The sequence below is a fragment of the Promicromonospora sp. NPDC023987 genome (assembly GCF_040639055.1).
In the GTDB taxonomy this organism is placed as follows: Bacteria; Actinomycetota; Actinomycetes; order Actinomycetales; family Cellulomonadaceae; genus Promicromonospora.
Genome location: NZ_JBEZZF010000031.1, coordinates 1 through 25615, shown reverse-complemented (window position 1 = coordinate 25615; position 25615 = coordinate 1). Strand labels below are relative to the sequence as shown.

The 25615-nt window shown below is 71.7% G+C and carries 23 protein-coding genes and 1 pseudogene; 8 read left to right on the top strand and 16 right to left on the bottom strand.

The features are described 5' to 3' along the window. Positions 1-5 precede the first annotated feature (5 nt). Positions 6-407 (top strand): RidA family protein, encoded by a 402-nt coding sequence (locus tag AB0F40_RS15115; RefSeq protein WP_357468781.1) that lies wholly within the window; start codon positions 6-8, stop codon positions 405-407. Here the strand turns inward: AB0F40_RS15115 and AB0F40_RS15110 are convergent. After that, entirely contained in the window at positions 379-1254 is an 876-nt protein-coding gene (locus tag AB0F40_RS15110) for a helix-turn-helix transcriptional regulator (RefSeq protein ID WP_357468778.1), read from the bottom strand. The two genes, AB0F40_RS15115 and AB0F40_RS15110, sit on opposite strands and share 29 nt — an antisense overlap. Before the next feature lie 181 nt (positions 1255-1435). Here AB0F40_RS15110 and AB0F40_RS15105 point away from each other — a divergent pair, with 181 nt between their 5' ends. Next, positions 1436-2308 carry an SDR family NAD(P)-dependent oxidoreductase gene (locus AB0F40_RS15105; RefSeq protein ID WP_357468775.1) on the top strand — a complete coding sequence of 291 codons (873 nt, stop codon included), beginning with the start codon at positions 1436-1438 and terminating at the stop codon, positions 2306-2308. Here the strand turns inward: AB0F40_RS15105 and AB0F40_RS15100 are convergent. Then, positions 2280-2858: a dihydrofolate reductase family protein gene (locus AB0F40_RS15100; protein ID WP_357468772.1), complete on the bottom strand. Its 579-nt coding sequence runs from the start codon at positions 2856-2858 to the stop codon at positions 2280-2282. The genes AB0F40_RS15105 and AB0F40_RS15100 overlap by 29 nt on opposite strands. A 95-nt stretch (positions 2859-2953) precedes the next feature. Here AB0F40_RS15100 and AB0F40_RS15095 point away from each other — a divergent pair, with 95 nt between their 5' ends. Beyond that, positions 2954-4009, top strand: coding sequence for a hypothetical protein (locus tag AB0F40_RS15095; protein ID WP_357468769.1), 1056 nt, complete (start codon positions 2954-2956; stop codon positions 4007-4009). 184 nt (positions 4010-4193) lie between these two features. On the opposite strand, the gene AB0F40_RS15090 is transcribed toward AB0F40_RS15095, so the two are convergent. From AB0F40_RS15090 to AB0F40_RS15050, 9 genes are all read right to left on the bottom strand, one after another. Next, complete coding sequence (locus AB0F40_RS15090; RefSeq protein WP_357468766.1) at positions 4194-6320, bottom strand: iron ABC transporter permease; 2127 nt, start codon at positions 6318-6320, stop codon at positions 4194-4196. Positions 6321-6324: 4 nt separating this feature from the next. Beyond that, on the bottom strand, positions 6325-7350 hold the full coding sequence (locus tag AB0F40_RS15085) for an iron-siderophore ABC transporter substrate-binding protein (protein ID WP_357468763.1): 1026 nt from the start codon (positions 7348-7350) through the stop codon (positions 6325-6327). Between the two features lie 97 nt (positions 7351-7447). Next, the gene (locus tag AB0F40_RS15080) at positions 7448-8266 is read right to left on the bottom strand and encodes an ABC transporter ATP-binding protein (protein ID WP_357468759.1); all 819 of its coding nucleotides are present in this window, start codon (positions 8264-8266) and stop codon (positions 7448-7450) included. An 84-nt stretch (positions 8267-8350) separates the two neighbouring features. Beyond that, positions 8351-8683 carry an L-rhamnose mutarotase gene (locus AB0F40_RS15075; protein ID WP_357468756.1) on the bottom strand — a complete coding sequence of 111 codons (333 nt, stop codon included), beginning with the start codon at positions 8681-8683 and terminating at the stop codon, positions 8351-8353. 163 nt (positions 8684-8846) lie between these two features. Further along, the gene (locus AB0F40_RS15070) at positions 8847-9920 is read right to left on the bottom strand and encodes a Gfo/Idh/MocA family oxidoreductase (protein ID WP_357468753.1); all 1074 of its coding nucleotides are present in this window, start codon (positions 9918-9920) and stop codon (positions 8847-8849) included. Positions 9921-9972: 52 nt separating this feature from the next. Then, on the bottom strand, positions 9973-11151 hold the full coding sequence (locus AB0F40_RS15065; protein ID WP_357468751.1) for a Gfo/Idh/MocA family oxidoreductase: 1179 nt from the start codon (positions 11149-11151) through the stop codon (positions 9973-9975). Further along, positions 11148-12449 (bottom strand): extracellular solute-binding protein, encoded by a 1302-nt coding sequence (locus AB0F40_RS15060; RefSeq protein WP_357468748.1) that lies wholly within the window; start codon positions 12447-12449, stop codon positions 11148-11150. The genes AB0F40_RS15065 and AB0F40_RS15060 overlap by 4 nt, the downstream gene beginning before the upstream one ends. A 25-nt stretch (positions 12450-12474) precedes the next feature. Next, complete coding sequence (locus AB0F40_RS15055) at positions 12475-13224, bottom strand: carbohydrate ABC transporter permease (RefSeq protein WP_357468859.1); 750 nt, start codon at positions 13222-13224, stop codon at positions 12475-12477. Between the two features lie 181 nt (positions 13225-13405). Beyond that, complete coding sequence (locus AB0F40_RS15050) at positions 13406-14326, bottom strand: sugar ABC transporter permease (protein ID WP_357468745.1); 921 nt, start codon at positions 14324-14326, stop codon at positions 13406-13408. Positions 14327-14441: 115 nt separating this feature from the next. On the opposite strand from AB0F40_RS15050, the gene AB0F40_RS15045 reads away from it, so the two are divergent. Then, entirely contained in the window at positions 14442-15458 is a 1017-nt protein-coding gene (locus AB0F40_RS15045; protein ID WP_357468742.1) for a LacI family DNA-binding transcriptional regulator, read from the top strand. Between the two features lie 26 nt (positions 15459-15484). Here AB0F40_RS15045 and AB0F40_RS15040 read toward each other — a convergent pair whose 3' ends face one another. The 5 genes from AB0F40_RS15040 to AB0F40_RS15020 are packed head-to-tail and all read right to left on the bottom strand — an operon-like array spanning position 15485 to position 20658. Continuing rightward, positions 15485-16591 (bottom strand): enolase C-terminal domain-like protein, encoded by a 1107-nt coding sequence (locus tag AB0F40_RS15040; protein ID WP_357468739.1) that lies wholly within the window; start codon positions 16589-16591, stop codon positions 15485-15487. Positions 16592-16600: 9 nt separating this feature from the next. After that, on the bottom strand, positions 16601-17404 hold the full coding sequence (locus AB0F40_RS15035; RefSeq protein ID WP_357468736.1) for an IclR family transcriptional regulator: 804 nt from the start codon (positions 17402-17404) through the stop codon (positions 16601-16603). 24 nt (positions 17405-17428) lie between these two features. Beyond that, positions 17429-18343, bottom strand: a complete 915-nt coding sequence (locus AB0F40_RS15030) for a carbohydrate ABC transporter permease (RefSeq protein WP_357468733.1) — start codon at positions 18341-18343, stop codon at positions 17429-17431. A gap of 1 nt (position 18344) precedes the next feature. Then, on the bottom strand, positions 18345-19325 hold the full coding sequence (locus tag AB0F40_RS15025; protein WP_357468730.1) for a sugar ABC transporter permease: 981 nt from the start codon (positions 19323-19325) through the stop codon (positions 18345-18347). A gap of 1 nt (position 19326) precedes the next feature. Further along, positions 19327-20658 (bottom strand): ABC transporter substrate-binding protein, encoded by a 1332-nt coding sequence (locus tag AB0F40_RS15020; protein WP_357468728.1) that lies wholly within the window; start codon positions 20656-20658, stop codon positions 19327-19329. A 149-nt stretch (positions 20659-20807) separates the two neighbouring features. Here AB0F40_RS15020 and AB0F40_RS15015 point away from each other — a divergent pair, with 149 nt between their 5' ends. The 4 genes and pseudogenes from AB0F40_RS15015 to AB0F40_RS15000 form a co-directional block, all read left to right on the top strand. Further along, complete coding sequence (locus AB0F40_RS15015; RefSeq protein WP_357468725.1) at positions 20808-22007, top strand: MFS transporter; 1200 nt, start codon at positions 20808-20810, stop codon at positions 22005-22007. 25 nt (positions 22008-22032) lie between these two features. Next, positions 22033-23286, top strand: a complete 1254-nt coding sequence (locus tag AB0F40_RS15010) for an amidohydrolase (RefSeq protein WP_357468722.1) — start codon at positions 22033-22035, stop codon at positions 23284-23286. Positions 23287-23538: 252 nt separating this feature from the next. Continuing rightward, positions 23539-24909, top strand: a complete 1371-nt coding sequence (locus tag AB0F40_RS15005; protein ID WP_357468719.1) for an enolase C-terminal domain-like protein — start codon at positions 23539-23541, stop codon at positions 24907-24909. After that, positions 24869-25462: pseudogene (locus AB0F40_RS15000) on the top strand (GntR family transcriptional regulator); the annotation flags it as partial. The gene AB0F40_RS15005 and the pseudogene AB0F40_RS15000, both read left to right, overlap by 41 nt. Positions 25463-25615: the final 153 nt, after the last annotated feature.

Here is a 25615-nt window from a genome sequence, read left to right as displayed (position 1 = left end):
TGGGCATGACATCGATCCAGCGTCTTCGCCCCGAGGGGCTCGTCTCGAGCCCGGCCTTCAGCCACGTCGCGGTGGTACCGCCCGGCGCGACCACCATCTACGTGGGCGGCCAGAACGCCGTCGACGCGGACGGCTCGCTCGTCGGTGCGGAGGACGTCGCCGTGCAGGCGGCACGTGCCCTGGAGAACGCCGGGGTCGCGCTGGCCGCGGCCGGGGCCACCTTCGCCGACGTCGTGCAGTGGACCGTGCTCTTCGTGGACGGTGTCGACCTCCGCGCGGCGTACGGGGCGATCGCCCCGGTGCTCGCCTCCGACGAGCCGCCGTTGGTGCTCGGGGCGCGCGTCGCCGGGCTGGGGGTGCCCGGCGCGCTCATCGAGGTCAGCGCGATCGCGGCGGTGGTGCGGTGACGGGGCCGGCCAGCGACCAGCTCGCCAGGAGGCTCAACGCCCGCTCCGACGGCGAGCCTGCCTCGGCCGAGTAGGCGTACAGCGTCGTGCGGGCGTCGCCGGGCAGCGTGAGCGTCTCGTACTCGACCGTGAGGTCCCCGACCACGGGGTGGCGCAGCCGTTTGGAACCGTACGTGCGCTGGTTGACCCGGTGCTCGTCCCACCAGCGGCCGAAGTCGGGGCTGGCCCCCCGCAGCTCCTCGACCAGGTCGGCGGTGGCCCGGTCTGCCGGGTCGTTGCCCGCCTCCAGCCGCAGGCTCTGCACAGCGACGCGCGCCTGCTCCTCCCAGTCGACGAACAGGGTGCGCGCGTCGTCGTCGAGGAGCATCCAGCGCGCATAGTTCCGGCGCGCGGCCGGGAACCGCTCGAAGTCGGTGAAGAGGGCCTTGCCCAGGCGGTTCTGCGTGAGCACGTCGGCCCGGCGACCGAGCACGAGCACCGGCACGTCGCCGAGGGCTGCGAGCAGCTGGTACAGCCCCGGACGGACCCGCTGGACCGGTAGTGCGCGTGGCCTCGAGCTGGTGGAGTCCAGACCGATCAGGTCCGCGAGGTGAGCCCGTCCCGCCTCGTCGAGCTCCAGCGCCCGGCCGATGGCGTCCACCACCGACGCGGACGGGACGATGCGCCGCCCCTGTTCGAGGCGTGCGTAGTAGTCGGCCGAGACCCCCGCGAGGAACGCGACCTCCTCGCGGCGCAGTCCCGGCACCCGGCGCACCCTGCCGTCCGCCGGCAGGCCGGCACGGGTCGCGTCGCACTGGCCGCGGGCCTTGCGGAGGAAGTCCGCGAGCTCACCGTTCTTCTCGGGCATGCCACCATTCTGGGCGCCCGCTCGACGCGACGGCGCCCCGTGGGTAGGCCTCTGCGTCCTGGTCCGCGCGCACCCAGGACGCACCCGACGGGTTGTGGAGCCCGCGGGCGCCGCGTCCGACCGGAGGGTTGAGGGGTCGGCACGACGTGCCGACGTCCGACCACCCAAGGAGCACACCACCATGGCTTACCCCACTGACCGCCCGGCCACCTGGTTCGTCACCGGCACTTCGCGCGGCCTCGGCCTCGAGCTCGTCCGGCAGCTGCTCGAGCGGGGCGACGACGTCGCGGCCACCACCCGCTCGACGGAGCGGCTGGTCGCGGCGCTCGGCGGGACGGACACGTCCCGCCTGCTGCCCCTCGCGGTAGACCTCGCCGACCAGGCGCAGGTCACGCAGGCGATCGCCACCACCGAGCAGCGGTTCGGAAACCTCGACGTGGTCGTGAACAACGCGGGCTACGGCTATCTCGCCGCCGTCGAGGAAGTCTCCGACGCCGACGCCCGCGCGATGTTCGACGTGCAGGTCTTCGGCGTCTGGAACGTGCTGCGCGCGGTCCTGCCGGGTTTCCGCGAGCGCCGCAGCGGCCATGTCGTCAACGTGTCCTCCGTCGTCGGGCTGGTGCCCTTCCCGGGCTGGGGCCTGTACGCAGCGGGCAAGTTCGCCCTGGAGGCGCTCACGGAGTCGCTGGCCGCCGAGGTCGGCGACCACGGCGTGCGCGTGCACCTGATCGAGCCCGGCTACCTACGCACCGACTTCCTGCGCCCGGTCTCGCTCGGCATGCCGCGGTCCACCAGCGACGCCTACCCCGCCGTCCGGGAGATGGTCGAGCAGCACCTGGCGATGCCGGGGACGCAGCTCGGCGACCCCGCCAAGGTCGCTGCGGCCATCATCACCGTCGCGACCGCCGGCGAGGCCCCGCTGCACCAGCTCCTCGGCTCGGATTCCCTGTCGCTGGCGGCCGGCCGCCTCGAGGCCCTGGCGGACGACTTCGACGCGTCGCGCGACCTCGCGATGACGACCGACGTCATCGGTGCAGCGTCGGCCGGTAGCTGAGCTCCAGGGTGCGGCCGTCGAGCGTCCGGCTCTCGATCAGCTCGAGGTCGAAGTCGGCCGCACCCTGGAAGATCGGGTCCAGCCCGGAGCGGCCGGTGACCACGGGAAAGAGCGTCACCTGAACGAGGTCGACCAGGCCGGCCGCCATCAGTGCCCGGTTCATGGACAGGCTGCCGTGGGAGCGCAACGGTACGTCGGACTCCTCCTTGAGCCGCGCGACGGCGTCGACGGCGTCGCCGCGCACGACTGTCGCGTCGGGCCAGTCGAGGGGTTCGTCCAGCGTCGTCGACACCACCGTGGCCGGCAGGTTCCGCATCCGGGTGACCCAGGGGTCCCGCACGTCGGACTCCTCGGTGCTCGCGGCCAGCATCTGGGCGAACGCCCGGTAGGTGTTGGCGCCGAGGACCATCCGCTGCTCGGGTTCGTAGAGGGCGAGCCGGTGGTCGAGCAGCTCGGGGCCCTGCTTGCCCCAGTAGCCGGACCAGTCCCCGCCCGCGGCACCGAACCCGTCGAGGCTGGAGCAGACGTCGAACGTGTAGGTCGTGGTCATGATGTTCTCCTCGGAACCCGGTTGATCGGTATGTCGGGACAGACTGGGAGCCTCGGCGAATCTCATCGCCGTGGAGCACGAAGGGAGACTGCGTGATGAACGAGGTGACGACCGGACCGGGTGGGCTCGGCGGCCGCGGGCACCTGCTGCGGCTCGGGGCCCCGCGCGACACCGCCGCGGTGCGGCACCTGGTGACCTTCCTCGTGGCGAGCGTCGTGACCGTGCTCACCACGCGGGCGGCGCTGGCCGCGACGGGCTACCCGCAGGTCGGTGGCGGTGGGCTGCATCTCGCCCACGTCCTGTGGGGCGGTCTGCTCATGGCACTGGCCATCATGCTGCTGCTGTCGTACGTGGGACCGGCACCGCGGTCGCTCGGCGCGGTCCTCGGCGGCGTCGGCTTCGGGTTGTTCATCGACGAGGTGGGCAAGTTCGTCACGTCCGACAACGACTACTTCTATGCGCCCACCGCCGCGATCATCTATCTCGTCACGGTGCTGCTCGTGCTGGTCGTCGAAGGGCTGCACGGCCGGCGGGCGCACCACCCCGCCGAATACCTCGCCGTGGCGGCCGACCGGCTCACCGCCGGGCTGGCCGGCGGCTTCACGCCGACCGCCCGGGAGGAGGCGCGCGCGCTCGCCGCGCAGGGTGCCGGCGAACCCGGCGCGGAACGGGTGGCCAGGCTGATCGAGGCGGTTCCGGACGACGACACCGACGTGCCGGACCCGGTACGCGGCGGCGTCGACCGCGTGGTGCGGTGGCTCGACGGGCTCGTGGACCGGACGTGGGCCGCGTGGCTGGTGATCTCCGTGCTCCTGGTCGTCGGTGCGACGCAGGCGTGGGTGGGCGCCCGGGTGGCGCGGGGGCTCGTGCCCGGGCTGCCGGAGTGGACCGGCGTCGCGATCCTCACGGCCGTCGGGGCGTCCGTGACGCTGCTGGTCGTCGGCGTCGTCGCCGGCCGGCGGGCCCACCTGCGCGGCGCCGTCTGGGTGCGCCGCGCGGTGCTGATCAGCTTGCTGTTCACCCAGCTCCTGGTGTTCCGCGCCGTGCAGTGGACTGCCGCGTTCGGGCTCCTGCTGGACGTGCTGGCGTTCGTGGCGCTGGAGGTGGCGCTCCGCGAGGAGCGGATGGTGCGGGCGCACGACGTCGGCTGACGACGATGCGCAGGTTCGCAGCCCTGGAACCGGACTGCGGCCCTGACTCGCGGTACCGGGTACGTCGGGTCAGGGCCGGGGTCCTGGCCCGGCCCGGGCCGGGCAGCGGGCGGACGGGCCGGGCCGGGCAGCGGGCGGACGGGCCGGGCAGCGGGCGTGAGTCCGGGCGGCTGACCGCCCGGGGTCACGCCCGGGAACGGCTCAGGAGCCAGACGAAGTAGGGCGCCCCGAGCAGCGCGACCGCCAGGCCGGCGGGCAGCTGCGCCGGTGCGATCACGGTCCGGCCCAGGGTGTCGGCCAGACCGAGCAGCACGGCCCCGAGCAGCATCGCCACCGGCAGCACCCGCGCGTGCCTGCCGCCCACGAGAGCGCGCGCGGCGTGCGGAGCCACGAGGCCGACGAACCCCACGACACCGACGGCCGTCACGCTCGTCGCTGCCAGCACGGCCGCGGCGGCGAGCACGAGCAGCCGGCTGCGCTCCAGCCGGACCCCCACCAGGCGCGGCGTGTCGTCGTCGACGGCGAGCAGGTCCAGCTCACGCCGGACCAGCAGTGCGAGGGGCACCGCGAGCGCCAGCACCACGACGACGGGCAGGATCTGGTCGAAGCTGCGCCCGTACGTGGTGCCCGACAGCCAGGTGTAGATCCGCGGGGTGTTCCACGGGTCGGAGTTCAGCAGCAGGAACGTCGTCAGCGCGGTGGTCAGGTAGCCGATGCCGATGCCGATGAGCACGAGCCGGTCGGCGTGCAGCCCGCCGCGCCAGGCCAGCAGGTAGACGACGCCGAAGGCCAGCAGACCGCCGGCCACGGCCGCGACGAGCATCGCACCGTTGCTCGCCGCGATCCCGTTGCCCCAGGCGGTACCGGCGACCGCCGTCACCACGATCACCGCGCCGAGGCCCGCTCCCCCGGTGATCCCGAGGATGGCGGGTTCGGCGAGCGGGTTGCGGGCCGTCGCCTGCACCATCGTCCCGGCGAGGGCGAGCGCCGCCCCGGCGGCGAGGGCGGCCAGCAGCCGTGGCGCGCGCTCGTCGAGCGCGAACTGGACCACAGCCGGCCCCTGGCCCTGCAGCCACAGCGCGATGTCGCCGGTCCGGAGCCAGGTCGACCCGGCGAGCAGGCCGAGCACCGCCACGCCGACCGCGAGTGCCACGCAGACGCTCAGCGCGACGACGAAGCGCCGCGTGCTGCGTGGTCCGGCCGTCGCCGTCGGTGGTCTCCGGGACGGCCCGGCGTCGCGCAGGTGTCGCGCGAGCAGCACCATGATCAGGGCACCGGCGATCGTCGTGGCGACGCCCGTCGGCACCGACAACGCCTCCTCGGCACCCAGCACGGCACGGACGACGACGTCGGCGAGCACGACGACGAAGGATCCGAGCAGCCCGGCGGCCGGCAGCAGGATCGCGTGCCGGTGCAGCGCGGGGACCACCCGCGCGAGCAGTCGGGCGACCACGGGTGCGGCCAGGCCGACGAACCCGAGCGGACCCGCGAGGGTCACCGCGGCGGCGGTGAGGAGCACGGCCAGCAGCACACCGAGCACACGAGTGGAACGCACCGGCACACCCAGCGCGCTCGCCGTGTCGTCGCCCAGGCCGAGCGCGTCCAGGCGCCGGGACAGCAGCACGCCGACCACGGTGACGAGCACGACGACGGGCAGCACCCGCCAGAACGCGGTGAGGTTGAGCTGGCTCAGGGAGCCGCTGCCCCAGGCGAACAGCCCCGTGGTCTCCGCCTCGAACAGGATGAGCAGCGCGGAGGTCGCGGCCTGCAGCGCCAGGGCGACGGCGGTCCCGGCGAGCACCAGGCGCGTGGTGGACGAGCCCCCGCCCCCGGCCAGCCCGAGCACGAGCCCGGCGGCGGCGATACCACCGGCGAACGCGACGGCACCCGAGGCCCAGAACGGGACCGCCAGCCCGAACGCGGACACGACGACGACCGCCAGGTAGGAGCCTGCGGTCACCGCGAGGGTGTCCGGCGAGGCCAGGGCGTTGCGGGCGATCGACTGGAAGAGCGCACCCGCCACGCCCAGGGCGAACCCGACGGCCACGCCCGCCGCGAGGCGCGGCAGGCGGGAGCCGACGAGGATGTCGCGGACCGCACCGGAGTCGCTCGGGTCCTGCCCGGTGACCAGGCGCAGCAGGTCGCCCGCTCCGACGCCGGACGTGCCCTGCGTCAGGTGCCAGGCACCGACGACGAGCACGGCCAGCGCGAGCACCACCAGGGTCGCGGCACCGGTCGCCCACGCGGTGGGGCGGGAGGCGGGTGCCTGTGGCAAGGTTTCCGTCGGGGACGGCGACCGGGTGACGGTCATCGCGTCACTTCGCGAAGACGTCGACGTAGGCGTCGATGACCTTCTCGGCGGAGCGCGGGCCGCCGAACGTCCAGATGTGCTCGGGGAACGCGTGGGACCGGTCCTCGGCGACGGCGGGCAGGCCGGCCCAGACGTCGTTCTTGGTCAGCTCGGTGGCCCCGTCGGTCTCCCCCTCCTTGGTGCCGGTGCGCAGCAGGGTGGCGGAGCCGACCTCCGTCATGCCCTCGATGTCGGACTGGCCCAGGCCGTAGGCGGGGTCGACCTCGCCCGTCCAGGCGTTGGTCAGACCGAGCTCCTCGCCGAGCTCCCCGATCAGCGAGCCCTGCCCGAACGGGCGCAGCGCGACGTTGCCGCCGTCGACCGAGCCGTCGAAGTAGACGAAGTCGGTGTGCTCCGGATCTGCCTCCGCGATCTGCGCGGCGCCGTCGGCCACGTGCTGCTCGAACTCCTCCGTGACGCTCTCGGCACGCTCCGTGCGGCCGGTGGCCTGCGCGATGAGGTCGAAGGTGGCGAACATGTTCTCGATCGGGTCGGCGGCGTCGCCGCCCTTGGTGGCCAGCACGGGGACGTCGTACGCCTCGAGCTTGGCGATGATCTCGTCGTCGGGCGTGTAGGCCTCGATGATGACGAGGTCGGGGTCCGTCGCGTACAGGGCGTCGAGGTTCGGCTCGCCGCGCGTGCCGACGTCGGTCACGCCGTCGGGCAGCTCCTCGGCGTTGTTCCAGGTGGTGTAGCCCTCGACGTCGGCGACGGCCACCGGGTTCACGCAGAGGCTGAGCAGGTCCTCCGTCTGCTGCCACTCCAGCACCGCTACGCGCTCGGCCGGCTGGTCCAGCTCGACCGTGCGACCGAAGGAGTCGGTCAGCGAGACCGGCCCGGTCGCTGTCGTGACGTCCGCGCAGTCGCCGGAGACCGCCTCGGTCGGGGCCGCCGGGGCGGCCGTGCTCGGGTCGGTGGTGCCGCAGCCCGCCAGCACGAGCGGCAGGATCAGTGCGGCGCCCGCCAGGGGCGCGGTGGAGCGCAGGGACATGGGTCTCCTTGAGGTTCGTGACACGTCGTGTCGGTCGGTACTCGCCGCGTACGGCGGATGGTGCGGGGCGCCGAGGCGCCCGAGGGGCGGTGGCAGGTCAGCGCGTCCGGCCGTGGTGGCGGCCGCGCGGGTGCACGCGGACCCGTCCCGTGCCGGGGTCGGTGGTGACGTCGATCGGCAGGCCGTAGGCGAGCGACAGGTGCTCGGACGTGAGCACCTGGGCGGGCGGCCCTGCCGCGAGCACGCGTCCCTGGTGCAGCAGGACGACGGCGTCCGCGACGGAGGCGGCGTGGTCCAAATCGTGCAGCACGATGCCGACGGCGGTGCCGTGCTCCTCGGCGAGGTCACGCACGAGGTCGAGCGTCTCGACCTGGTAGCGCAGGTCGAGGTGGTTGGTGGGCTCGTCCAGCAGGACGACGCCGGTCTCCTGCGCCAGGCAGGTCGCCAGCCAGACCCGCTGCACCTCCCCGCCGGAGAGCTGGTCGACGCCGCGGCGGGCCATCCCGGCGACCCCGGTGATGGCCATCGCCCGGTCGATCGCGGCGTGGTCGGCGTCGGTCAGCGGCGCGAACCGGCGGCGGTGCGGGTGCCGGCCGAACGTCACGACGTCGCGCACCTCGAGCCCGGCCGGGTGCGGACGGGACTGGGCGAGCAGCGTGACGCGGCGGGCGAACTCGCGCGCCGACAGCGGCGCGGCGTCGACGGCGTCGTCGGGTGTGGCGCCGAGGTTGACGGTGCCCTGCTGCACCGGGTGCAGGCGGGCGAGCGAGCGAAGCACCGTCGACTTGCCGGACCCGTTCGGGCCGACGAGGGCGGTCACGACGCCCGGTGTCAGGTGCACGACGACACCGTGCACGACGGTGGTGCGCTGGTAGCCCAGCACGAGGTCGTCACCACGGAGAGCAGTAGGAGTCACGCAGGTAAGCCTAACCTTATCGGCGACCAACCCGGACAAGCGTCCACCACGGGCTCGTCCGCCGGCGGCCGGACCGGGCGTCGCCTACTCCAGGTGCCACACCTCCCGCATGTCCCGCCACGTCTCACCGGGTCCGGCGTCCCGCCCGAAGGGTGTCTGGCACGGGTCCGTGTGCGTCCACCACTCCCGGGTGACCGGGTCCTGCGCGATCCGCGCCATGTCGGCAGCGTGGTCGGCGCCGGTGTACTCGTAGTAGGCGAACAGCGTGTTCTCCAGGACGAAGATCGTGTAGTTGTGCACGTTGCAGGCCTGGAGGGTCGCCTCCACCTGCGGCCAGACCGCCGCGTGCAGACGCAGGTACTCCTCGCGCTTCTCCGGGACCACGTCGACGACGAGACCATGTCGCTCCAACACCATCGTCGAGAACACTCCTTCGGTCCGCAGGTTGGGGTCGGCACCGTACCAGGATGAGATCGGTCTGATGGGATGAGATCGGTCGGTTGACCGACCGATCTCATCCCAAGGGACCGAAGTCAGCGAGTTCGGTCGGTTGCAGCAGCTAGGGACCAGGCGAACAGGGTCACGGCGTGAGGACCCGCGCGCCCCTCTGGGCCAGGACGCTGAGCTCGGCCGCCTTGAACGCGTGCTCCTGCGTCATCGCGGTCTCCGTGCGTTCGAGGCAGTCGATGACGAGCTGGCCGAAGAAGGGGAAGCCCACGTTCCCGTCCGCGACGAGGTGGTGCTCATCCTTGCCGTCGACGAGGAACACGTGGCCCGGGCCCTCGTTCGTGCCGACGTTGGCGTACTTGCGCAGCTCGATGTAGCCATCGGTGCCCAGCACGAAGGTACGTCCGTCGCCCCAGGTGCTCAGGCCGTCCGGGGTGAACCAGTCGACCCGGCAGTAGCCGCTGGCACCGTTGTCCATGACGATCGTCGCCTCGCCGAAGTCGTCGAGCCCCGGGTGCTCGGGGTGGTGATAGTTCGCGATCGCCGAGTACGCCACCTCGGCGTCCTTGGCGCCGGCGAAGTGGAGCATCTGCTCGAAGTTGTGGCTACCGATGTCGCACAGGATCCCGCCGTACTTCTCCTTCTCGAAGAACCAGTCCGGACGTCCCGTGCCCAGGCGGTGCGGGCCGAGGCCCATGACCTGCAGCACGCGGCCGATCGCGCCCTGGTCGATGAGCTGGCCGGCCAGCACCGCCGCCTCGACGTGGATCCGCTCGGAGTAGTAGACGGCGTACTTGCGCCCGGTCCGCGCGGTCGCCTCCCGGGCCGCTGCGAGCTGGTCGAGGGTCGTCAGCGGAGCCTTGTCGGTGAAGTAGTCCTTGCCCGCCTCGATCACGCGCAGGCCCAGCGCACAGCGCTCCGAGGTGACCGCGGCGCCCGCGACGAGGAGGACCTCGTCGTCGTCGAGCACCTCGTCCTCGCTACGCGCCACCCGCACGTCCGGGAACTTCTCCCGGAACGCCGTCACCTTCGCGGGGTCCGGGTCGTAGACCCACTTGAGCGTCCCACCGGCACTGATCAGGCCCTCGCACATCCCGTAGATGTGCCCGTGGTCGAGGCGCACCGCGGCGAACGGGAACTCACCGGGACGGACAACGGGGGCGGGTATCGGTTCGGGCGCGTACGCGGCGCCACTGGTCGTCGTCATGACATCTCAGCTCTCTCTCGAACTTTCTCGGGCTCGAACTTTCTCGGGCGGGTCAGTCGTCGCTGCTGCTGCTGCCGACGGTGATGTCGCCGGGCAGCTCGGCCACCGAGGCCGTCTTCTCGAAGAAGCGCGGGGCCCGCTCGACGAGCGCGCCCGCGCGGTAGTACGGGTCGTGCGCCGGCAGCGGCAGGTCGACGGTGCGGCGCTCGATGCCCGCCACGTAGATGGCGGTGACGAGCTCGATGGCCCGGCGGCCGTCCGTGCCGTCCACGACGGGACGACGGCGCTCGCGCACCGCACCGAGCACGTCACCGATCTGCCCCGCGTGCCCCTCGTGCTCCAGCGGGGTGTGCGCCGCGGCGAGCGCCTCGATCTTGGCGGCGCGCGTGGTGTCTCCCCCGGCGGCGGGAAACCCGTTGGGCTCGGCGACGTCGGCGACGACCTTCCAGGGCTGGGACACCCGCGCGTGCCGGCCCTGGACCACGATGGCCTGCTCCTCACCGTGGTGCACCACGGAGCTGGTCACCTCGGCGAGCGCCCGGTCGTACTGCAGGACGGCCACCGAGAGGTCCTCGACCTCGGAGTTCTCGTGCGCGGCGTTGGTGAGCACCGCGGTGACGGCGCTGGGCGCGCCGAGCATCCACGCGGTGAGGTCCAGGTGGTGGATGGCGTGGTTGAGCGTGCACCCGCCACCCTCGGACTCCCACGTGCCGCGCCACCACAGGTCGTAGTACTCGGTGCCGCGCCACCACGCCGAGGAGACCTGCGCGTGGGAGACCGGGCCGACCAGGCCCGAGCTGAGCACCTCCTTGAGCGTGGCCATGTCGTCGCGGAAGCGGTTCTGCGCGACGACGGACAGGATCCGGTCGTTCTCGGCGGCGGCAGCGATCATCGCGTCGCACTCCTCGAGCGACGGTGCCATCGGCTTCTCGACCAGCACGTCGACGCCGGCCCGCAGGGCGGCGATCGTGAGCTCCGCATGCGTCGACGGCGGCGTCGCGATGCTGACGAGATCCAGGTCCTCGGCCGCGAGCAGGTCCTCGGCCCGCTCGTAGGCCCGCGCGGACGACAGGCCGAGCTCGGCGCGCACGGTGTCGGCCTTGCCGGGCGCGATGTCGCACAGGGCGACGATCTCGCACTCGGCCGGAAACCTCCGGTAGCCGTCGATGTGGGTGCGGGCGATCCCGCCGGTCCCGATGATGCCGATCTTGAGCACATTTCCTCCGGTCACTTGGCTGCTTCGGTCGAGCTCTGGACCTCGGCGATCATCGCGTCGGCCGCGTCCAGTGGTGTCCGCTCCTCGAACATGACCTCCTGCAGGTAGCGCTGCAGGATCGTGTCGATGTCCGAGGCGCCGTTCGGGACGATCGCGGGTGCCTCGCCCAGGTGCGGCTTTCGCTGCTCGGCGAAGTCGGCAGCCTTGCGCTCCTCGGGCGTGAGGTCCTGGCCGAGCGACTCGAGCGTCTGCGCGTTGGCCGGGATGCCCCGCTCCGTGCCGATGATCTTGGCCGCCTCGGGGTCGTTGACCAGGAAGTCGACGAGCAGCGCGGCCTCAGCGGGATGCTCGGACTTGGACGACACCGACCAGTACATCCCGGGCTTGAAGTAGTCGTAGTTCGTCGTGTCCTCGTCGGGGGTCGGCAGCTGCACCAGCTCGAGCTCGGCCCCGCTGGCCGCCGCGTACGCGGTGATCATGGTCGAGGGCGTGAAGATCGCCGCGGTCTCTCCGGTCGCGAACGGTGTCTGGTCGAGCGCCAGGCCGGTGGACTCTGCCTGGCTCGACGCCGGAGCGGCGGCACCGCCTGACGTCCAGTCGAGCGCGAGCTGGAAGAAGGCGGCCAGCGTCTCGGGCTGGATCACTATGTCGTCCGCGGAGAACAGCTGGTCGTCGTGCTGGCGGGCGAAGAGCTGCAGGCCGAACTCGTTGTTGATGATGCCGGTGCCGAAGGTGTCACCCGACGACTTCTCGGTGACCTTGTTGGCCCATGCCTCGAACTCCTTCCAGTCCCAGGTGGAGGTGTCGGGCAGCGGGACGCCGATCTCCTCGATCAGGTCGGTGTTCACCAGCAGGCCGGTCGAGGTGGTCGAGATCGGCATCCCGTAGAGGGCGTCGTTCCACGCGCCCATGTCCAGCACCGGCTGTTCCAGGCCCGACGTGTCGAGCTGGGACAGGGAGCCGAGGTCGACGAGGCTGCCGCGCGAGGCGTACGAGGCCAGGTAGAGCTGGTCCATCTGGATGACGTCGGCCGCGTTGCCGCCGGCCGTGGCGGTGGCGAGCTTCTCCCAGTAGCCGGTCCAGTCGGAGAACTCCGGTTCGATGGTGATGGTGGGGTGCTTCTCCTCGAAGAGGTCGAAGACCTCCTGGGTGCGGGCATGGCGCGTATCGCCGCCCCACCACGTGACGCGGAGGGTGACGGGCTCGTCGGCGAGCTCGGTCGATCCTTGTGGCTGTGCGACGCCGCACGCGGCGAGCGTGAGCGTCATGGCCGCGGCGACGGTGCCGACGGCGGTCCGGCGGATCCGGTTCATAGCGGGCTCCTTCTCGTGCGGGGGCTCATTTGAGCCCCGTGGTGGCGATGCCCTGCACCAGGTACTTCTGGCCGAGGGCGAAGGCGAGGACGAGGGGCACGATGGCGACGACGCTCATCGCGAACATCCCGCCGAACGACGAGCTCGACTGCGCGTCGATGAAAGAGCGCAGCGCGATCGGGACCGTGTACTTCTGCGGGTCGGTCAGGTAGATGAGCTGGGAGAAGAAGTCGTTCCACGTCCAGATGAACGTGAAGATCGCAGTGGTGGCCAGGGCCGGCTTCATCAGCGGCAGGATGATCAGGAAGAAGATCCGGCCGTGTCCTGCTCCGTCGATGCGGGCGGCCTCGTCGAGCTCGCGGGGCAGCCCCCGGATGAACTGGACCATGAGGAAGATGAAGAACGCGTCGGTGGCCAGCAGCTTGGGGACGATGAGCGGCCAGAAGGAGTTCACGAGCCCCACCTGCGCCCACAGGATGTACTGCGGCACGATCACGACGTGCACGGGCAGCATGATCGTGACGAGCATGTAGGCGAACGCCGGTCCCTGGAACCGGAACCGCAGGCGAGCGAACGCGTAGGCCGCCATCGAGCAGCTCACGAGGTTGCCGATGATCGAGCCGATCACCACGAGGGCCGAGTTGAGCAGGTACAGGCTGAAGGGCCTGCCCAGTGCCGTCCAGCCGTAGACGTAGTTCTCGACGTGGAACGTCGTCAGCAGCAGCGACGGGTTGCCGAAGATCTCGCCGTCCGGCCGCAGCGAGCTCACCACCATCCACAGCACCGGGTACAGGGTGGTGATGACGCCCAGGACGAGCAGGGCGTGCTTGACGACCCTGCGGAGCACCTGCCGGAACCGTCGGCTCTCCGGGCGTCGGCGAGCGGCGCCCGGCGACCCTCCGGACGTCGGCCGTACGGTGCTGGCGGGCTGGTGCGGCACGGGTCGGGTCGTGGACTCAGTTTTCATAGTGCACCCAGTACTTCGAGAGCCAGAAGTTGATGACGGTGAACACGCCGATGATCAGGACGAGCAGCCAGGCGAGTGCCGACGCGTAGCCCATGCGGAAGGACGAGAAGCCTTCCTGGTAGAGGTAGAGCGTGTAGAAGAGCAGCGAGTCGGACGGCCCACCGGTACCACCCGAGACGATGAACGCCTGGGTGAAGGACGAGAACGAGTTGATGGTCGCCAGGACGAGGTTGAAGAAGATGATCGGCGTCAGCAGCGGGAGCGTGATCGCGCCGAACCTTCGCCACGGTCCTGCGCCGTCCGTCGCGGCGGCCTCGTAGAGCTCGACCGGGATCTGCCGCAGGCCGGCCAGGAAGATCACCATCGGTGACCCGAAGGTCCAGATGTGCAGCAGGATGATCGTTCCCAGCGCCGTGTCGGGACTGCCGATCCAGCTCGTGGTGGTGTGGATGCCGACGAGGCCGAGCATCGCGTTGACGAGCCCGTCGCCCCCGAACACCAGACGCCACAGCACCGCGATGGCCACGGAGGCGCCGAGCAGGCTGGGCAGGTAGAAGGCCGACCGGTAGATCGCCCGGCCACGTAGCCCACGGTCGAGCAGCAGCGCGAGCACGAGCGCCACCAGGAGCTGGCCCGGCACCCCGACGAGCACATAGACGAACGTGACCACCAACGACTGGTGCAGCCGGGTGTCGGTGAGCATGCGCTCGAAGTTGGCGAGGCCGATCCAGTTGGCGTTCTGCAGCAGGTTGTAGTCGGTGAATGCCAGGTACAGGGACGCGAGGATCGGGCCGAGAGTGAGCACGAGCGCGCCGAGCACCCATGGTCCGAGGAACGCGAGTGCCGCCTTGTTGTCCGGCCTGGCCTGCGGGGACCTGCGCGCCAGCCGTTGCAGCTCGACGACAGACATGGACACCTCCTCCTTGAGGGTCGAGGCCCGCATCCGGGCCGGTGATACGTGTCACTGGTGATACGTGTCACTATGGTTGGGCCTGCCCGGGACCACTGTCAAGAGGATGGAGAATATGAGCGTGTCACTACCGCCAACGAGCCGTGACGTCGCGCGCATCGCCGGCGTCTCACAGACGACGGTGTCCTACGTCCTGACCGGAAAGGGCGCGATCTCCCCCGCGACCCGCGAACACGTCCTGAAGGTCGCCGACTCGATCGGCTACCGCCCGAACCTCGCGGCACGGTCGATGCGCACCCGCCGGTCCGGACGTCTTGCCGTGATCATGGGGGTCGCGTTCGACAACCAGATGCGCATGCTCAGCGGCGCGAGCCACGTCGCGAACGAAGCCGGCTACGTCATGGAGACCCACAGCGTCGAGGGCACCGTGGAGGACCGGACCGAGCGCGTGCTCGAGCTGGCCGCCGGCGGGCAGTACGAGGGCATCCTGACGTTCGTCCCGGTGCTCGGCTCAGCCCTGTCGGACGGCCGGGACGCTCCTCCGGTCCTGGCCGCGACGGCATTTGACGAGCAGATGCGGAGCGTCGGCGAGCTGGCCGACGCCGGCCTGATCGAGGTGTTCGTCCGCGCGCTCGTCGCGGCGGGTCACCGCCGGTTCGTGCACGTCGCGGGGCCGCAGGGGTTCTCGTCCGCGCGCGCCCGCCATGACACGTACCTCGCAACGGTCAAGCGGCTCGGCGCCGAGTCGCTCGGCGTGCTAGGCGGGGAGTGGCCGCCGGAGACCGGTCGGCAGGCCGTCCTGGCCCTGCCCGACGACGCGCCGCCCGTCGCGGTGATCGCGGCCAACGACGACCTGGCCATCGGCGTCCTGCGCGGTGCCGCCGAGCGCGGGTGGTCCGTGCCGGGGGACGTCGTGGTGACCGGCTGGGACAACGCCCGGTTCGGTGCCTACACCATGCCGACGCTCACGACCGTCGACGTCGACTTCCGGGCGGCGGGGAGGCACGCCATGCGGCTCCTCGTCGCGGCGCTGCGCGGCGAGGAGCCGCCGCCGCAGGGGGATTCCCTCCAGCACATCGTCTGGCGGGAGTCGACCGGCCGGGCCGGGCCGCCGGCTGCGTCCGGGACGTAGGTCCTACACCGGGTTCGTCGCCGTCATCAGCCGATCTGCCGCAGGTGTGCCTCGTCGGGCAGCGGGACGCCGAAGCCCGGCGCGCCGTCGAGGCGCAGCACACCGTCCACCGGGCGGAGCAGCCGGGGGTCGACACCGGCGACGTCGCCCGGCACACCCTCGACGACCTCGACGTTGCCGAGTCCCGCCGCGAGGTGCGCCGCGTACCGGGTCTTCAGCGGCCGTCCCCACGCGTGCGGCGAGCCCTGGACGCCTGCCGCGGCGAGATCCGGCATCAGCCGTCGCCACGCGGTGAGGCCGTACGACATCACGTCCATCAGCAGCACGTCGATGGACCCGGCCGCCGCGACGGGCAGCAGCGCGCCGACGTCCGGCGACGTCTCCCCCTCCGCGATCCGGGTCTCCGGGGACTTCGCGTCGAGCCACGCGCGGAGCGCGGCGAGGTCGCCGGCGTCGTCGAGGAACGGCTCCTCGACCCAGAACAGGCCGACGTCGGCGACCGCCTCGAGGTACGTGACGAATCCGTCGAGGTCGTACCCGTCGTTCGCGTCGACGAGGATCCGGGCGTCCGGGAAGGCGGCGCGGACCGCACGGGTCACCTCGATGTCGCGCACGTCGCCCAGGTCGCGGGGCAGCCAGCGGTTGCCCCGGCCGATCTTGAGCTTGAAGTCGCGGTAGCCCAGAGCGGCGTCGGCGCGGCACTCCTGGAGCAGCACCTCGATCCCGCGCGGCGCGTCCTGCGGATCGAGGTCGTCGAAGTAGATCGCGCCGTCGTAGAGCGGGACGTCCACCGAGCCGTGCCCGCCGAGCAGCGCGTGCACCGGAGCGTCGAACACCACGCCGAGCAGGTCGTGCAGGGCGATGTCGAGCCAGCGGTCCGCGTCGTCGAGCACGCCGGTGCCCGCGTCGATCAGCTCGGAGAGCTGGCGGCCCTCCACCCGGCCGACGTCGCCCGGCGGGCCCTCGAACAGGCCCCACCCCGTGCGGCCGTCGTCGGTCACCAGCACCGCGACGTGCGAGTCGGGGCCGTCGCCGTGGCTGCCGAGCCGAGCGTTGCGGCCCACCGTCCGTGGGTAGCGCGTGTCGAGGCGAGCGAGCCGGACGGAACGGATGCGAGGGTCGGAGGTGCCCATGGGGTCCAATCAAGTGTCGGGAGAGAGCCGGTCGGGAGAAGGCGCCGCGCCGAGCGCGACGGAGATGCGGTCGGCGGTGCGGCGCACCGCCGCGACGATCGTGGGCTGGGCGGCGACGATCCGGTCGCGCGGCCCGGCAGTGCTGATCGCGGCGACCGGGCTGCCGTCGGCGCCACGGATCGGCGCGGCGATGCAGCGGACCCCCGGCTCGCGCTCGGCGTCGTCGAGGGCCCAGCCCTGCTCACGGATGCGGTCGAGCTCCGCGTGCAGCGCGGGTGCGCTGGTGAAGGTCGTCGCGGTGTAGCCCGTCAGCGGGATGCGCTCGATGACCGACCCGGCCGCGGCGTCCGACAGCGCCGACAGGTAGGCCTTGCCGAGGCCCGACGCGTGCACGGGTGCCCGGCTGCCGAGCTTGGAGACCACCTTCACCACCTGCGGCCCCTCCTCCTGCATGACGTAGCACATCTGGTCGTCGTCGAAGACGGCGATGAACGCCGTCTCCTCGGTCTGCCGGACCAGCTCCCGCAGCGGCTCGGGCCCGACGGCGTAGATGTCGAGGCCGTGCAGCGTCTGGAGGCCGAGCCGCATGATGACCGGGCCGAGACGCAGCTCGGTCTCGCCCACCACGTAACCACGCTCCCTGAGCATGCCGACGATGCGGTAGGCCGCGCTGCGGCTGAGACCGAGGTCGGCCGCGAGCCGCTGGACGGTCGCGCTCGGCGTCGCGGCGACCCATTCCACGATGTCGAGGCCACGTGCGAGGGTGCCGACGGTCCCACCGTCGGCGGAGGTCCGGGTGCTCGTGTCATTCACGGGGCCATTCTCTCCTGGCGCCGCTCATCCCTTGAGGCCCGACCGGGCGACGCCGGAGATCACGAAGCGCTGCACGAAGGCGAACAGGATCAGCACGGGGATGCTCGCGATCGCCGCGCCGGCCATGACGGCGGGGAAGTCGGTGGCGTAGGCGCCGCGCAGCGTCGCCAGGCCGGCGGGCAGGGTCAGCTGCGACGGGTTGAACAGCACGTACAACGGCCAGAGGAAGTCGTTCCAGCTGGCGAGGAACGACAGGAGCCCGAGGGTCGCGAGCGGCGCCCTGGAGAGCGGCAGCACGACGCGGAAGAAGATCTGCCAGCGGTTCGCGCCGTCGATGAGCGCCGCCTCCTCGAGCTCCGCGGGAAGACTCGCGAAGAACTGCGTGAGGAAGAAGACGCCGAACGCGCTCGCCGCGCCCGGGACGACGAGCGCCCAGAGGCTGTCGAGCCAGCCGAGGCCGTCGACGATCAGGTAGTTCGGCATGAGGAAGACGAATCCCGGGACGAACAGCGTGGCGATGATCAGCGCGAACACGACTCGCCTGCCCGGGAACCGCATCCGGGCCAGCGGGTAGGCCGCCATCGACGCGGTGACGAGCACGAGCGCGGTGTGCAGCACCCCGACGAGCACCGAGTTCCCGAGCCACCGCAGCAGGGGCGCCTGCGCGTCGGCGAACAGCTTGGTGTACCCCTCGAGGGACGGCGTCGGCGGTATCCACTGCGGCGGGAGGGCCGTGGCATCGCCGGTGGTCTTGAACGACGTCGACAGCATCCACAGCAGCGGGGCCAGGATGATGACGGACAGGATGAGCAGCATGGCGTAGAGCAGCAGGGTTCCGACGACGCCGCGGCCGCCCGCTGCCTGACCGCTCCGAGCCGTGACCGGCCGGGTTGCCACTGGCCGGGCAGCGCTGCCGGTCCGGTCGATGGTCGTTGCCATCTCAGCTCTCCTTCTGTCGCAGGAACAGGAAGTTCAGTGCGCTGACGACGATCAGCAGCAGGGCGAGCAGATAGCTCATCGCGGCGGCGAGGCCCATGCGGAACTGCTCCAGGCCGACCTCGGCGATGAACATGATCGCCGTGCGCGTCTCGTTCGACGGGTTGCCAGAGGTGAGCAGGTACGACTGGCCGAACATGTTGGCCGAGGCGAGCACCGTCATCGTGAGGACGAAGAGGAGCACCGGGCGCAGCTGCGGGATGGTGACGTGCACGAACTGGGCCCAGCGGCCCGCGCCGTCGACCTTGGCCGCGTCGTAGAGCGCCTCGTCGACGTTCTGCAGCCCTGCGAGATAGACCACGGAGTTGAAGCCCATCGTCCACCAGACCGTGACGCCGACGAGCGACACCCAGACCCACGGCGTCGCGGTCAGCCACGGCACGGCCTCGGCGATGCCGAGCTGCGCCAGGTAGCCGTTCACCAGACCGGTGTTGCCGTTGAGGAGGTACTGCCAGAGCAGGCCGACCACGCTGACGCCCAGCACGTAGGGCGCGAAGAACACCGCCCGGAAGAAGGTGCGCCCGCGGAACCGCTGGTTGAGCAGGAGCGCGAGGCCGAGCGGGATCGCCATCAGCAAGGGGACCGAGAGCAGCACGAACAGGCCGGTCGCTCGCATGCTCTCCCAGAACTGCTGCGCGACGAGCGCGTCGGGCGTGAACAGGTCGACATAGTTCTGCAGCCCGACGAAGGGCCGGTCGGGCAGGAAGAAGTCCCAGTTGTGCAGGCTCATCCAGATCCCGGAGACGGCGGGTGCCAGGACGAACGTCCCGAAGATCAGCAGGAACGGCGCGAGGAAGAGGTACGGCGTCCAGGGTCGGGGCTGGTGGGGCGAGCGTGCCGTGGAGCGGCGTGGCATGTCCCCGGCGGAGCGCCGGGGACCGCCTGGACGGTCCGTGCGGTCGCGCGGCGAGGCGATGGTGGTCATGTCAGGCCCTCCCGTACTTCTCGGCGTTCTCCTGGAGCAGGAAGGACGCCTGGGTCGTCGCGGTGTCCAGCGCGCTGCGCGGGTCGCCGAGCGAGAGCAGCGCGTCGCCGATCGCGGGGTACAGGATGGTCGTCTGGACCTCCGCGATACCCGGCACCAGCGGGTAGAACCTGATGTGCTCGACGCCCGCGGCGACGTTCGCCTGGGCGGGCAGGTCCGCCAGCTCCGGGGACTCGAGGATCGGCAGCCGGGCGGGCACGGGGCCCGCCGTCGCCCAGCCGATCGAGTTCGCGAGGATCCATCCGAGGAAGGTCACGACGGCGGCGAGCCGGTCGGCGTCGAAGCTCGGCTGGCGCGAGACCACGAACTGGTGCGAGCCCGAGAACGCCGCGCGCCGGCCGCCGATCCGCGGGAGCGGAGCGACGTCCCAGTCGAGCCCGTCGACCGACCCGAGGTCGTTGATGAGGGCGCCGGGACCACCCCAGAGGAACGCGTTCTGGTCGTTCTTGAACGCGATGCTGGCGTCGGAGCCGCTGACGCTCCGGGGACTCCAGCCGTTGTGGACGAGGGACTGCTGCCATGCGAGCGCCTCGACACCTGCCTCGCCGGCGAACGTCGCGGCCCTGCCAGCGCTGTCATAGTGCTCGCCGCCGAACTGCCACAGGAGCGAGTCGAAGCCACGCCCGACCCCCTGCGGGTCGACGGCGGGGAGCCAGTGGCCGCGGATCCCGGTGGACGCGATCGCGTCCAGCGCCTGCTCGTACCCGGTGCGGTCGGCCGGCGGCGCGTCCGGGTCCAGCCCTGCCTGCTCCAGCACCCGGCGGTTGTAGAACAGCGAGTCCGGCCACATGTCCAGCGGCAGCGACCAGCGCTGACCGCGGTAGACGCCGGAACCCCAGACGACCGGCAGGTACTCGTCCTCCACGAGGCCGACGGTGTCGAGGACCTCGTCGACGGGCATGATCACCTTCCGCGCGGCGTTCGTGGCCACCTGGAAGTTGTGCATGAGGGCGAAGTCCGGCGCCAGACCGCTGGTGACCGCGGCGGGGAACTTCTGGTAGAAGTCCGTCCACGGCAAGGCGTACATGTCGATGCCGATGTTCGGGTGCTCGCGCGTGAACTCGGCGATCAGCGTCCGCATGACCGGACCGTCGCCGCCGGTGAGCCCGTTCCAGAACCGCAGCCTGATCGGCGGCCCGTCATAGGCGGCGGCGATTCGTGGGAGCCGTCCCGTCCCGATCGTCGGTGCGCAGCCGGCGATCGTGGCCGCGACGCCGGCGATCCCCGCTGTCCCGATCGCCCGCAGCACTGCGCGGCGCGTGAGCGTACTCATCTCCACATCTCCACCCCATTGTGCGCAGTCCCACTGATCGGGACCGCTGTGTCGATGAACGGGACACTAGCGGAGGTGGTCGGGCGCGTCAACGCCCAGCACGGTAGCCCAGGTCGTTGCCGCGGCTAACTATCTGGCAGGATGATGGCGTGACCGGGACGGGCGACCCAGCTGACGATCCGGCGTTCCGCTTCCGCGACATCGCCGTCGTCGCCTACCTGCCGTCCGTCGTCAGCTCGATCGGCCACGGCGCCGTTCTGCCGATCCTGGTGATCCACGCGGCCAACCTCGGGGCGGGCACGGCCCTCGCCGCGTTCGTGGTCGCGCTCCTGGGGATCGGGCAGCTGGCCAACTCCCTCCCGTCGGGCGCGCTGGTGGCGCGGCTCGGCGAGCGTCGCACCCTCGTGATCGCCGGGCTCGTCGACGCGGTGGCGATGCTGGCCGCCTTCCTGGTGCCCTCGATCTGGCTGCTGTGCGTGTGCGTCTTCGTCAGCGGGATGAGCTGGACGGCCTTCCTGCTGGCCCGGCAGGGGTTCCTGATCGACGCGGTGCCGATCAGCCACCGTGCGCGCGGGATGGCGCTGCTGGGCGGTTCGATGCGTCTCGGGGTCCTGATCGGCCCGCTGCTGGGTGCGCTGCTGATCCACCTGCTCGGGGTCCGCTCCGTGTTCGTGCTCGCGGCGTGCGCGTCGCTCGCCTCGGCGCTGATCGTGACCCGGATGCCGGACTTCGGGCGCGTGGCGCGCAGCACCACCCCGCTCCCGGTGCACTCGGTCCTGTGGGAGCACCGGCGCACGCTGCTCACCCTCGGCGTGGCGGTCATCATCATCGGCGCCTCCCGGTCGGTGCGCACCGGTCTGCTGCCGCTGTGGGCCGATCACGTCCACATCTCCGCGGCGGTGGTCTCGCTGCTGTTCGCGGTCGCCGCGACCATCGACATCGCGCTCACCCTGCCGGGCGGCTGGCTGCTGGACACCCGCGGCAGGCAGGTCGTGGCCGTGCCGGTGGTCCTCGCGGTCGGCGTCGGCTGCCTGCTGCTCCCGCTGACCGACTCCGCGCTCGGCGTCGGCCTGGTGATGGCGGTGATCGCCCTCGGTAACGGGCTCGGCTCGGGGATCGTGATGACCCTCGGCGCCGACGCCGCGCCGCAGGTGGGCCGTGCGCAGTTCCTTGGCGGCTGGCGGCTGTGCGGCGACATCGGCAACACCGGCGGGCCCCTGCTCGTCTCGGCGGTGGCCGCCGTCGCGCCGCTGGCGGCCGCGCCGGTCCTCATCGGCGTGCTGGCGCTGCTCGGCGCGATCTGGGTAGGCCACTGGACCGGCAAGGCCGACCGCAAGCGCCGCGGGTAGCGACAGACCGCCTACGATTTTCGGCATGCGCTCTCCCGGCCCCGGCACGTCCACCGTCACCGTCCTGCGCGACGTACGTCCCTGGGGCGGCGAGCGCAGCGATCTGCACGTCGTGGACGGCCTGATCGCGGCGATCGTCCCGCACGCTTCGGCTGCTTCAGCTGCTTCAGCTGCTTCAGCCGCTCCGGCTACCGACGGCGGTGCCGGCGCCGTCATCGATGGCGGCGGGCTGCTCGCGCTGCCCGGCCTGGTCAACGCGCACGCCCACGTGGACAAGTCGTGGTGGGGCAAGCCGTGGGTGAGCTACGGCGGAGAGGGCGGCGTGCAGGGCCGCATCGCGCACGAGCGGGCGCACCGCGGCGAGCTCGGCATCCCCGGCGTCGACGTGACGCTCGCCGTCCTGCGTGAGTCGGTCCGTACCGGCACCACCGCCGTCCGCACGCACGTCGACGTCGACCTCGGCGTCGGGCTGCGCGGCATCGAGGCGGTGCGCGAGGCGGTCGCAGCGCTGGGCGGCGCCGTGACGGCTCAGATCGTGGCGTTTCCGCAGGACGGCGTGCTGCGCCGACCGGGCGTGCTCGAGCTGCTCGACGCCGCCGCCGTGGCGGGCGCCGAGCACGTCGGCGGCCTCGACCCCGCCTCCATCGACCGCGACCCGGTGGGCCAGCTCGACGGCCTGTTCGCGATCGCGGAGCGGCGCGGCGTCGGGATCGACGTCCATCTGCACGACGGCGGCGACCTCGGAGCCTTCCAGATCGAGCTGATCATCGACCGGACGCTGCGCGCCGGCCTCCAGGGAAAGGTCAACGTGGCGCACGGCTTCGCCGTCGGCCAGCTGGCTGCCGCGCGCCAGGCCGAGCTCGTCGCCGCGATGGGTGAGGCGGGGATCACCATGACCACCGTGGCGCCGATCGGCGCGGCACCCCTGCCGCTGCACGCGCTGCGCGACGCCGGGGTCGCCGTCGGACTCGGCACCGATGGCATCCGCGACCTGTGGTCCCCGTACGGCACCGGCGACCTGCTGGCGCTGACCACGCAGCTCGCCCGCCTGTCAGGATTTCGGTACGACGAGGACCTGGTCACCGCGGCCCGGATCGCCTCGGCGGACGCCGGCCGATTCGTGGGGCGGCCCGTGCACGACCTGGTGGTGGGCGCTCCGGCCGACGTCGTGCTCGTCGACGCCGAGAACGTGCCGGACGCCGTCGTCCGTGCCCCACGCCGGGCGCTCGTGGTCGCGGGCGGACGGGTCGTCGCGCGCGACGGCGAGGTGCTGGTCTGACGGCTGGCGGCGCGGGAGACCTGCGGTCGGTCGCAATGAGATCGGTCGGATGGGATGAGACCGGTCGGTTGACTGACCGATCTCATCCCAACCGACCGAAGTCATTCCCGGAACCGTGCATGGGACCGAAGCAACCAGCCCCAGCCCACATTGGTCAAATCAATCCTCCGCTCCGCACCCTCCAGCCTTGACCCTGGCCCCACCCATCCGTAGATTGCTGGAAGTTCATCTGATGTTTGCGAGGGAGCGGGCATGGCCACGATCAGAGGTGTCCGCGTCGAGGACGTGCGGTTCCCGACGTCGGTGACGGCCGACGGCTCCGATGCGATGAACAAGGACGCCGACTACTCGGCGGCCTATGTCGTCCTGGAGACGGACGTCCCCGACCCGGACGACCCCGGCGGCGCACTCCTGAGCGGCTACGGCCTGACGTTCACGATCGGCCGGGGCAACGACATCGTTGCCGAGGCCGCGCGCCAGCAGGCAGCCGCGCTCGTGGGCCGGGACGTCGACGAGCTCGCCGCGGACATGGGCGCCGTCTACCGGGACCTGACGTCCGACAGCCAGCTGCGCTGGCTCGGGCCCGAGAAGGGCGTGGTGCACCTGTCTCTGGCCGCGGTGCTCAACGCAGCCTGGGACCTGGTCGCGCGCCGCGCGGGCAAGCCGCTGTGGCGCCTGCTGGTCGACATGACGCCGGAGGAGCTGGTCGAGATCGCAGACCTGCGCTACCTCTCCGACGCTCTGACCCGTGACGAGGCGCTGGAAATGCTCCGGGAACGCGAGCCCACCAGGCAGGAGCGCCTCGCCCACCTGGAGCGCACCGGCTACCCCGTGTACACGACGTCGGCCGGCTGGCTCGGCTACAGCGACGACAAGCTGCGGCGGCTGTGCCAGGAGGCCGTCGACGCCGGGTACCAGCACGTCAAGCTCAAGGTCGGGGCCAGTCTCACCGAGGACCTCCGCCGGCTGACGATCGCACGCGAGGTGCTGGGCCCCGACCGCGCGCTGATGATCGACGCCAACCAGGTCTGGGACGTGCCGCAGGCGATCGAGTGGATGGGGGTGCTGGCCCGGTTCGACCCGCTGTGGATCGAGGAGCCCACGTCGCCCGACGACATCCTCGGGCACGCCGCCATCCGCCGCGCCGTCGCGCCGGTCGGGGTGGCGACGGGCGAGCACTGCCACAACCGCGTGATGTTCAAGCAGCTCTTCCAGGCGGACGCCATCGACTACTGCCAGCTCGACACCGGGCGGCTCGCGAGCATCAACGAGATAGTCGCCGTCCTGCTGCTCGCGGCGAAGTTCGGCGTCCCGGTGTGCCCGCACGCGGGCGGCGTCGGACTGTGCGAGATGGTGCAGCACGTCTCCGTGCTCGACTACGTGGCGATCGGCGGCGACCTCGACGGCCGGGTGACCGAGTACGTGGACCACCTGCACGAGCACTTCACCGACCCGTGCCTCGTCGCGGACCGGGGCGCGGGCACCGCGTACGTGCTGCCGTCCCGGCCGGGTTACTCCACGCAGCTGTACGAGGAGTCCCTGGACCGGTTCCGGTTCCCGCACGGCACGTACTGGGTGCGCGATGCCGCTGTGCGCGATACTTCCGACCATGTCCCGCACTGACGAGGTCGTCGACGGCATCCGCAGGATGATCCTCGACGGACGGCTCCGCCCCGGCGACCGGCTGCCGGTCGAGAAGGACCTGGCCGACACGCTCCAGGTCTCCCGCGGCTCGCTCCGGGAGGGCGTTCGCGCGCTGTCGATCCTCGGCGTCGTGCACACCCGCCAGGGCGACGGCACGTACGTGACCAGCCTCGATCCCGGCCGCCTGCTCTCTCCCATGGCGCTGGTCCTCGACCTGCAGGACGACGGCGCCATGCCCGCGTTCCACAGCGTCCGCCGCGTGCTCGAGACGGAGGCCGCCGGGCTCGCCGCGCGCCGGATGCCCGACGGCGCAGTCGCCGAGGCGCGGGCGATCCTGGACCAGGTCGCCGACGTCCTGCGCACCACGCCCGTGGACCACGACAAGTTCATCGAGATCGACATCGCGTTCCACCGCGTCATCGCGGCGCACACCGGCAACCCGGTGCTGGAGGCGCTCATCGAGTCGTTCGCCGGCCGCACGGTCCGGGCGCGCCTGTGGCGGGTGCTGCACACCGAGGGGATCGAGGAGCGCACGCACGACGAGCACGAGGCCATCTGGCGCGCGCTCGCGGCGCACGACCCCGAGGCGGTGAGCTTGCCCGTCGGGACCCGCCGGTCCCAGGAGGCGAGCGACCGCTCGATCGCGGGGACCAGGCGCTCGCTGTGCCAGCCGGTGCGCGCCGAG

Coding starts and splice junctions, on each gene's coding strand:
- AB0F40_RS15045 (WP_357468742.1), top strand. CDS start 14,442: ATGAGCGTGTCACTACCGCCAACGAGCCGTGACGTCGCGCGCATCGCC.
- AB0F40_RS15070 (WP_357468753.1), bottom strand. CDS start 9,920: ATGACGACGACCAGTGGCGCCGCGTACGCGCCCGAACCGATACCCGCC.
- AB0F40_RS15110 (WP_357468778.1), bottom strand. CDS start 1,254: ATGCCCGAGAAGAACGGTGAGCTCGCGGACTTCCTCCGCAAGGCCCGC.
- AB0F40_RS15100 (WP_357468772.1), bottom strand. CDS start 2,858: ATGACCACGACCTACACGTTCGACGTCTGCTCCAGCCTCGACGGGTTC.
- AB0F40_RS15005 (WP_357468719.1), top strand. CDS start 23,539: ATGGCCACGATCAGAGGTGTCCGCGTCGAGGACGTGCGGTTCCCGACG.
- AB0F40_RS15055 (WP_357468859.1), bottom strand. CDS start 13,224: ATGGTGGTGAGCTCGCTGCGGCCGGACGGCGAGATCTTCGGCAACCCG.
- AB0F40_RS15115 (WP_357468781.1), top strand. CDS start 6: ATGACATCGATCCAGCGTCTTCGCCCCGAGGGGCTCGTCTCGAGCCCG.
- AB0F40_RS15095 (WP_357468769.1), top strand. CDS start 2,954: ATGAACGAGGTGACGACCGGACCGGGTGGGCTCGGCGGCCGCGGGCAC.
- AB0F40_RS15025 (WP_357468730.1), bottom strand. CDS start 19,325: ATGACCACCATCGCCTCGCCGCGCGACCGCACGGACCGTCCAGGCGGT.
- AB0F40_RS15020 (WP_357468728.1), bottom strand. CDS start 20,658: ATGAGTACGCTCACGCGCCGCGCAGTGCTGCGGGCGATCGGGACAGCG.
- AB0F40_RS15075 (WP_357468756.1), bottom strand. CDS start 8,683: ATGGTGTTGGAGCGACATGGTCTCGTCGTCGACGTGGTCCCGGAGAAG.
- AB0F40_RS15105 (WP_357468775.1), top strand. CDS start 1,436: ATGGCTTACCCCACTGACCGCCCGGCCACCTGGTTCGTCACCGGCACT.
- AB0F40_RS15040 (WP_357468739.1), bottom strand. CDS start 16,591: ATGGGCACCTCCGACCCTCGCATCCGTTCCGTCCGGCTCGCTCGCCTC.
- AB0F40_RS15085 (WP_357468763.1), bottom strand. CDS start 7,350: ATGTCCCTGCGCTCCACCGCGCCCCTGGCGGGCGCCGCACTGATCCTG.
- AB0F40_RS15050 (WP_357468745.1), bottom strand. CDS start 14,326: ATGTCTGTCGTCGAGCTGCAACGGCTGGCGCGCAGGTCCCCGCAGGCC.
- AB0F40_RS15090 (WP_357468766.1), bottom strand. CDS start 6,320: ATGACCGTCACCCGGTCGCCGTCCCCGACGGAAACCTTGCCACAGGCA.
- AB0F40_RS15060 (WP_357468748.1), bottom strand. CDS start 12,449: ATGAACCGGATCCGCCGGACCGCCGTCGGCACCGTCGCCGCGGCCATG.
- AB0F40_RS15010 (WP_357468722.1), top strand. CDS start 22,033: ATGCGCTCTCCCGGCCCCGGCACGTCCACCGTCACCGTCCTGCGCGAC.
- AB0F40_RS15030 (WP_357468733.1), bottom strand. CDS start 18,343: ATGGCAACGACCATCGACCGGACCGGCAGCGCTGCCCGGCCAGTGGCA.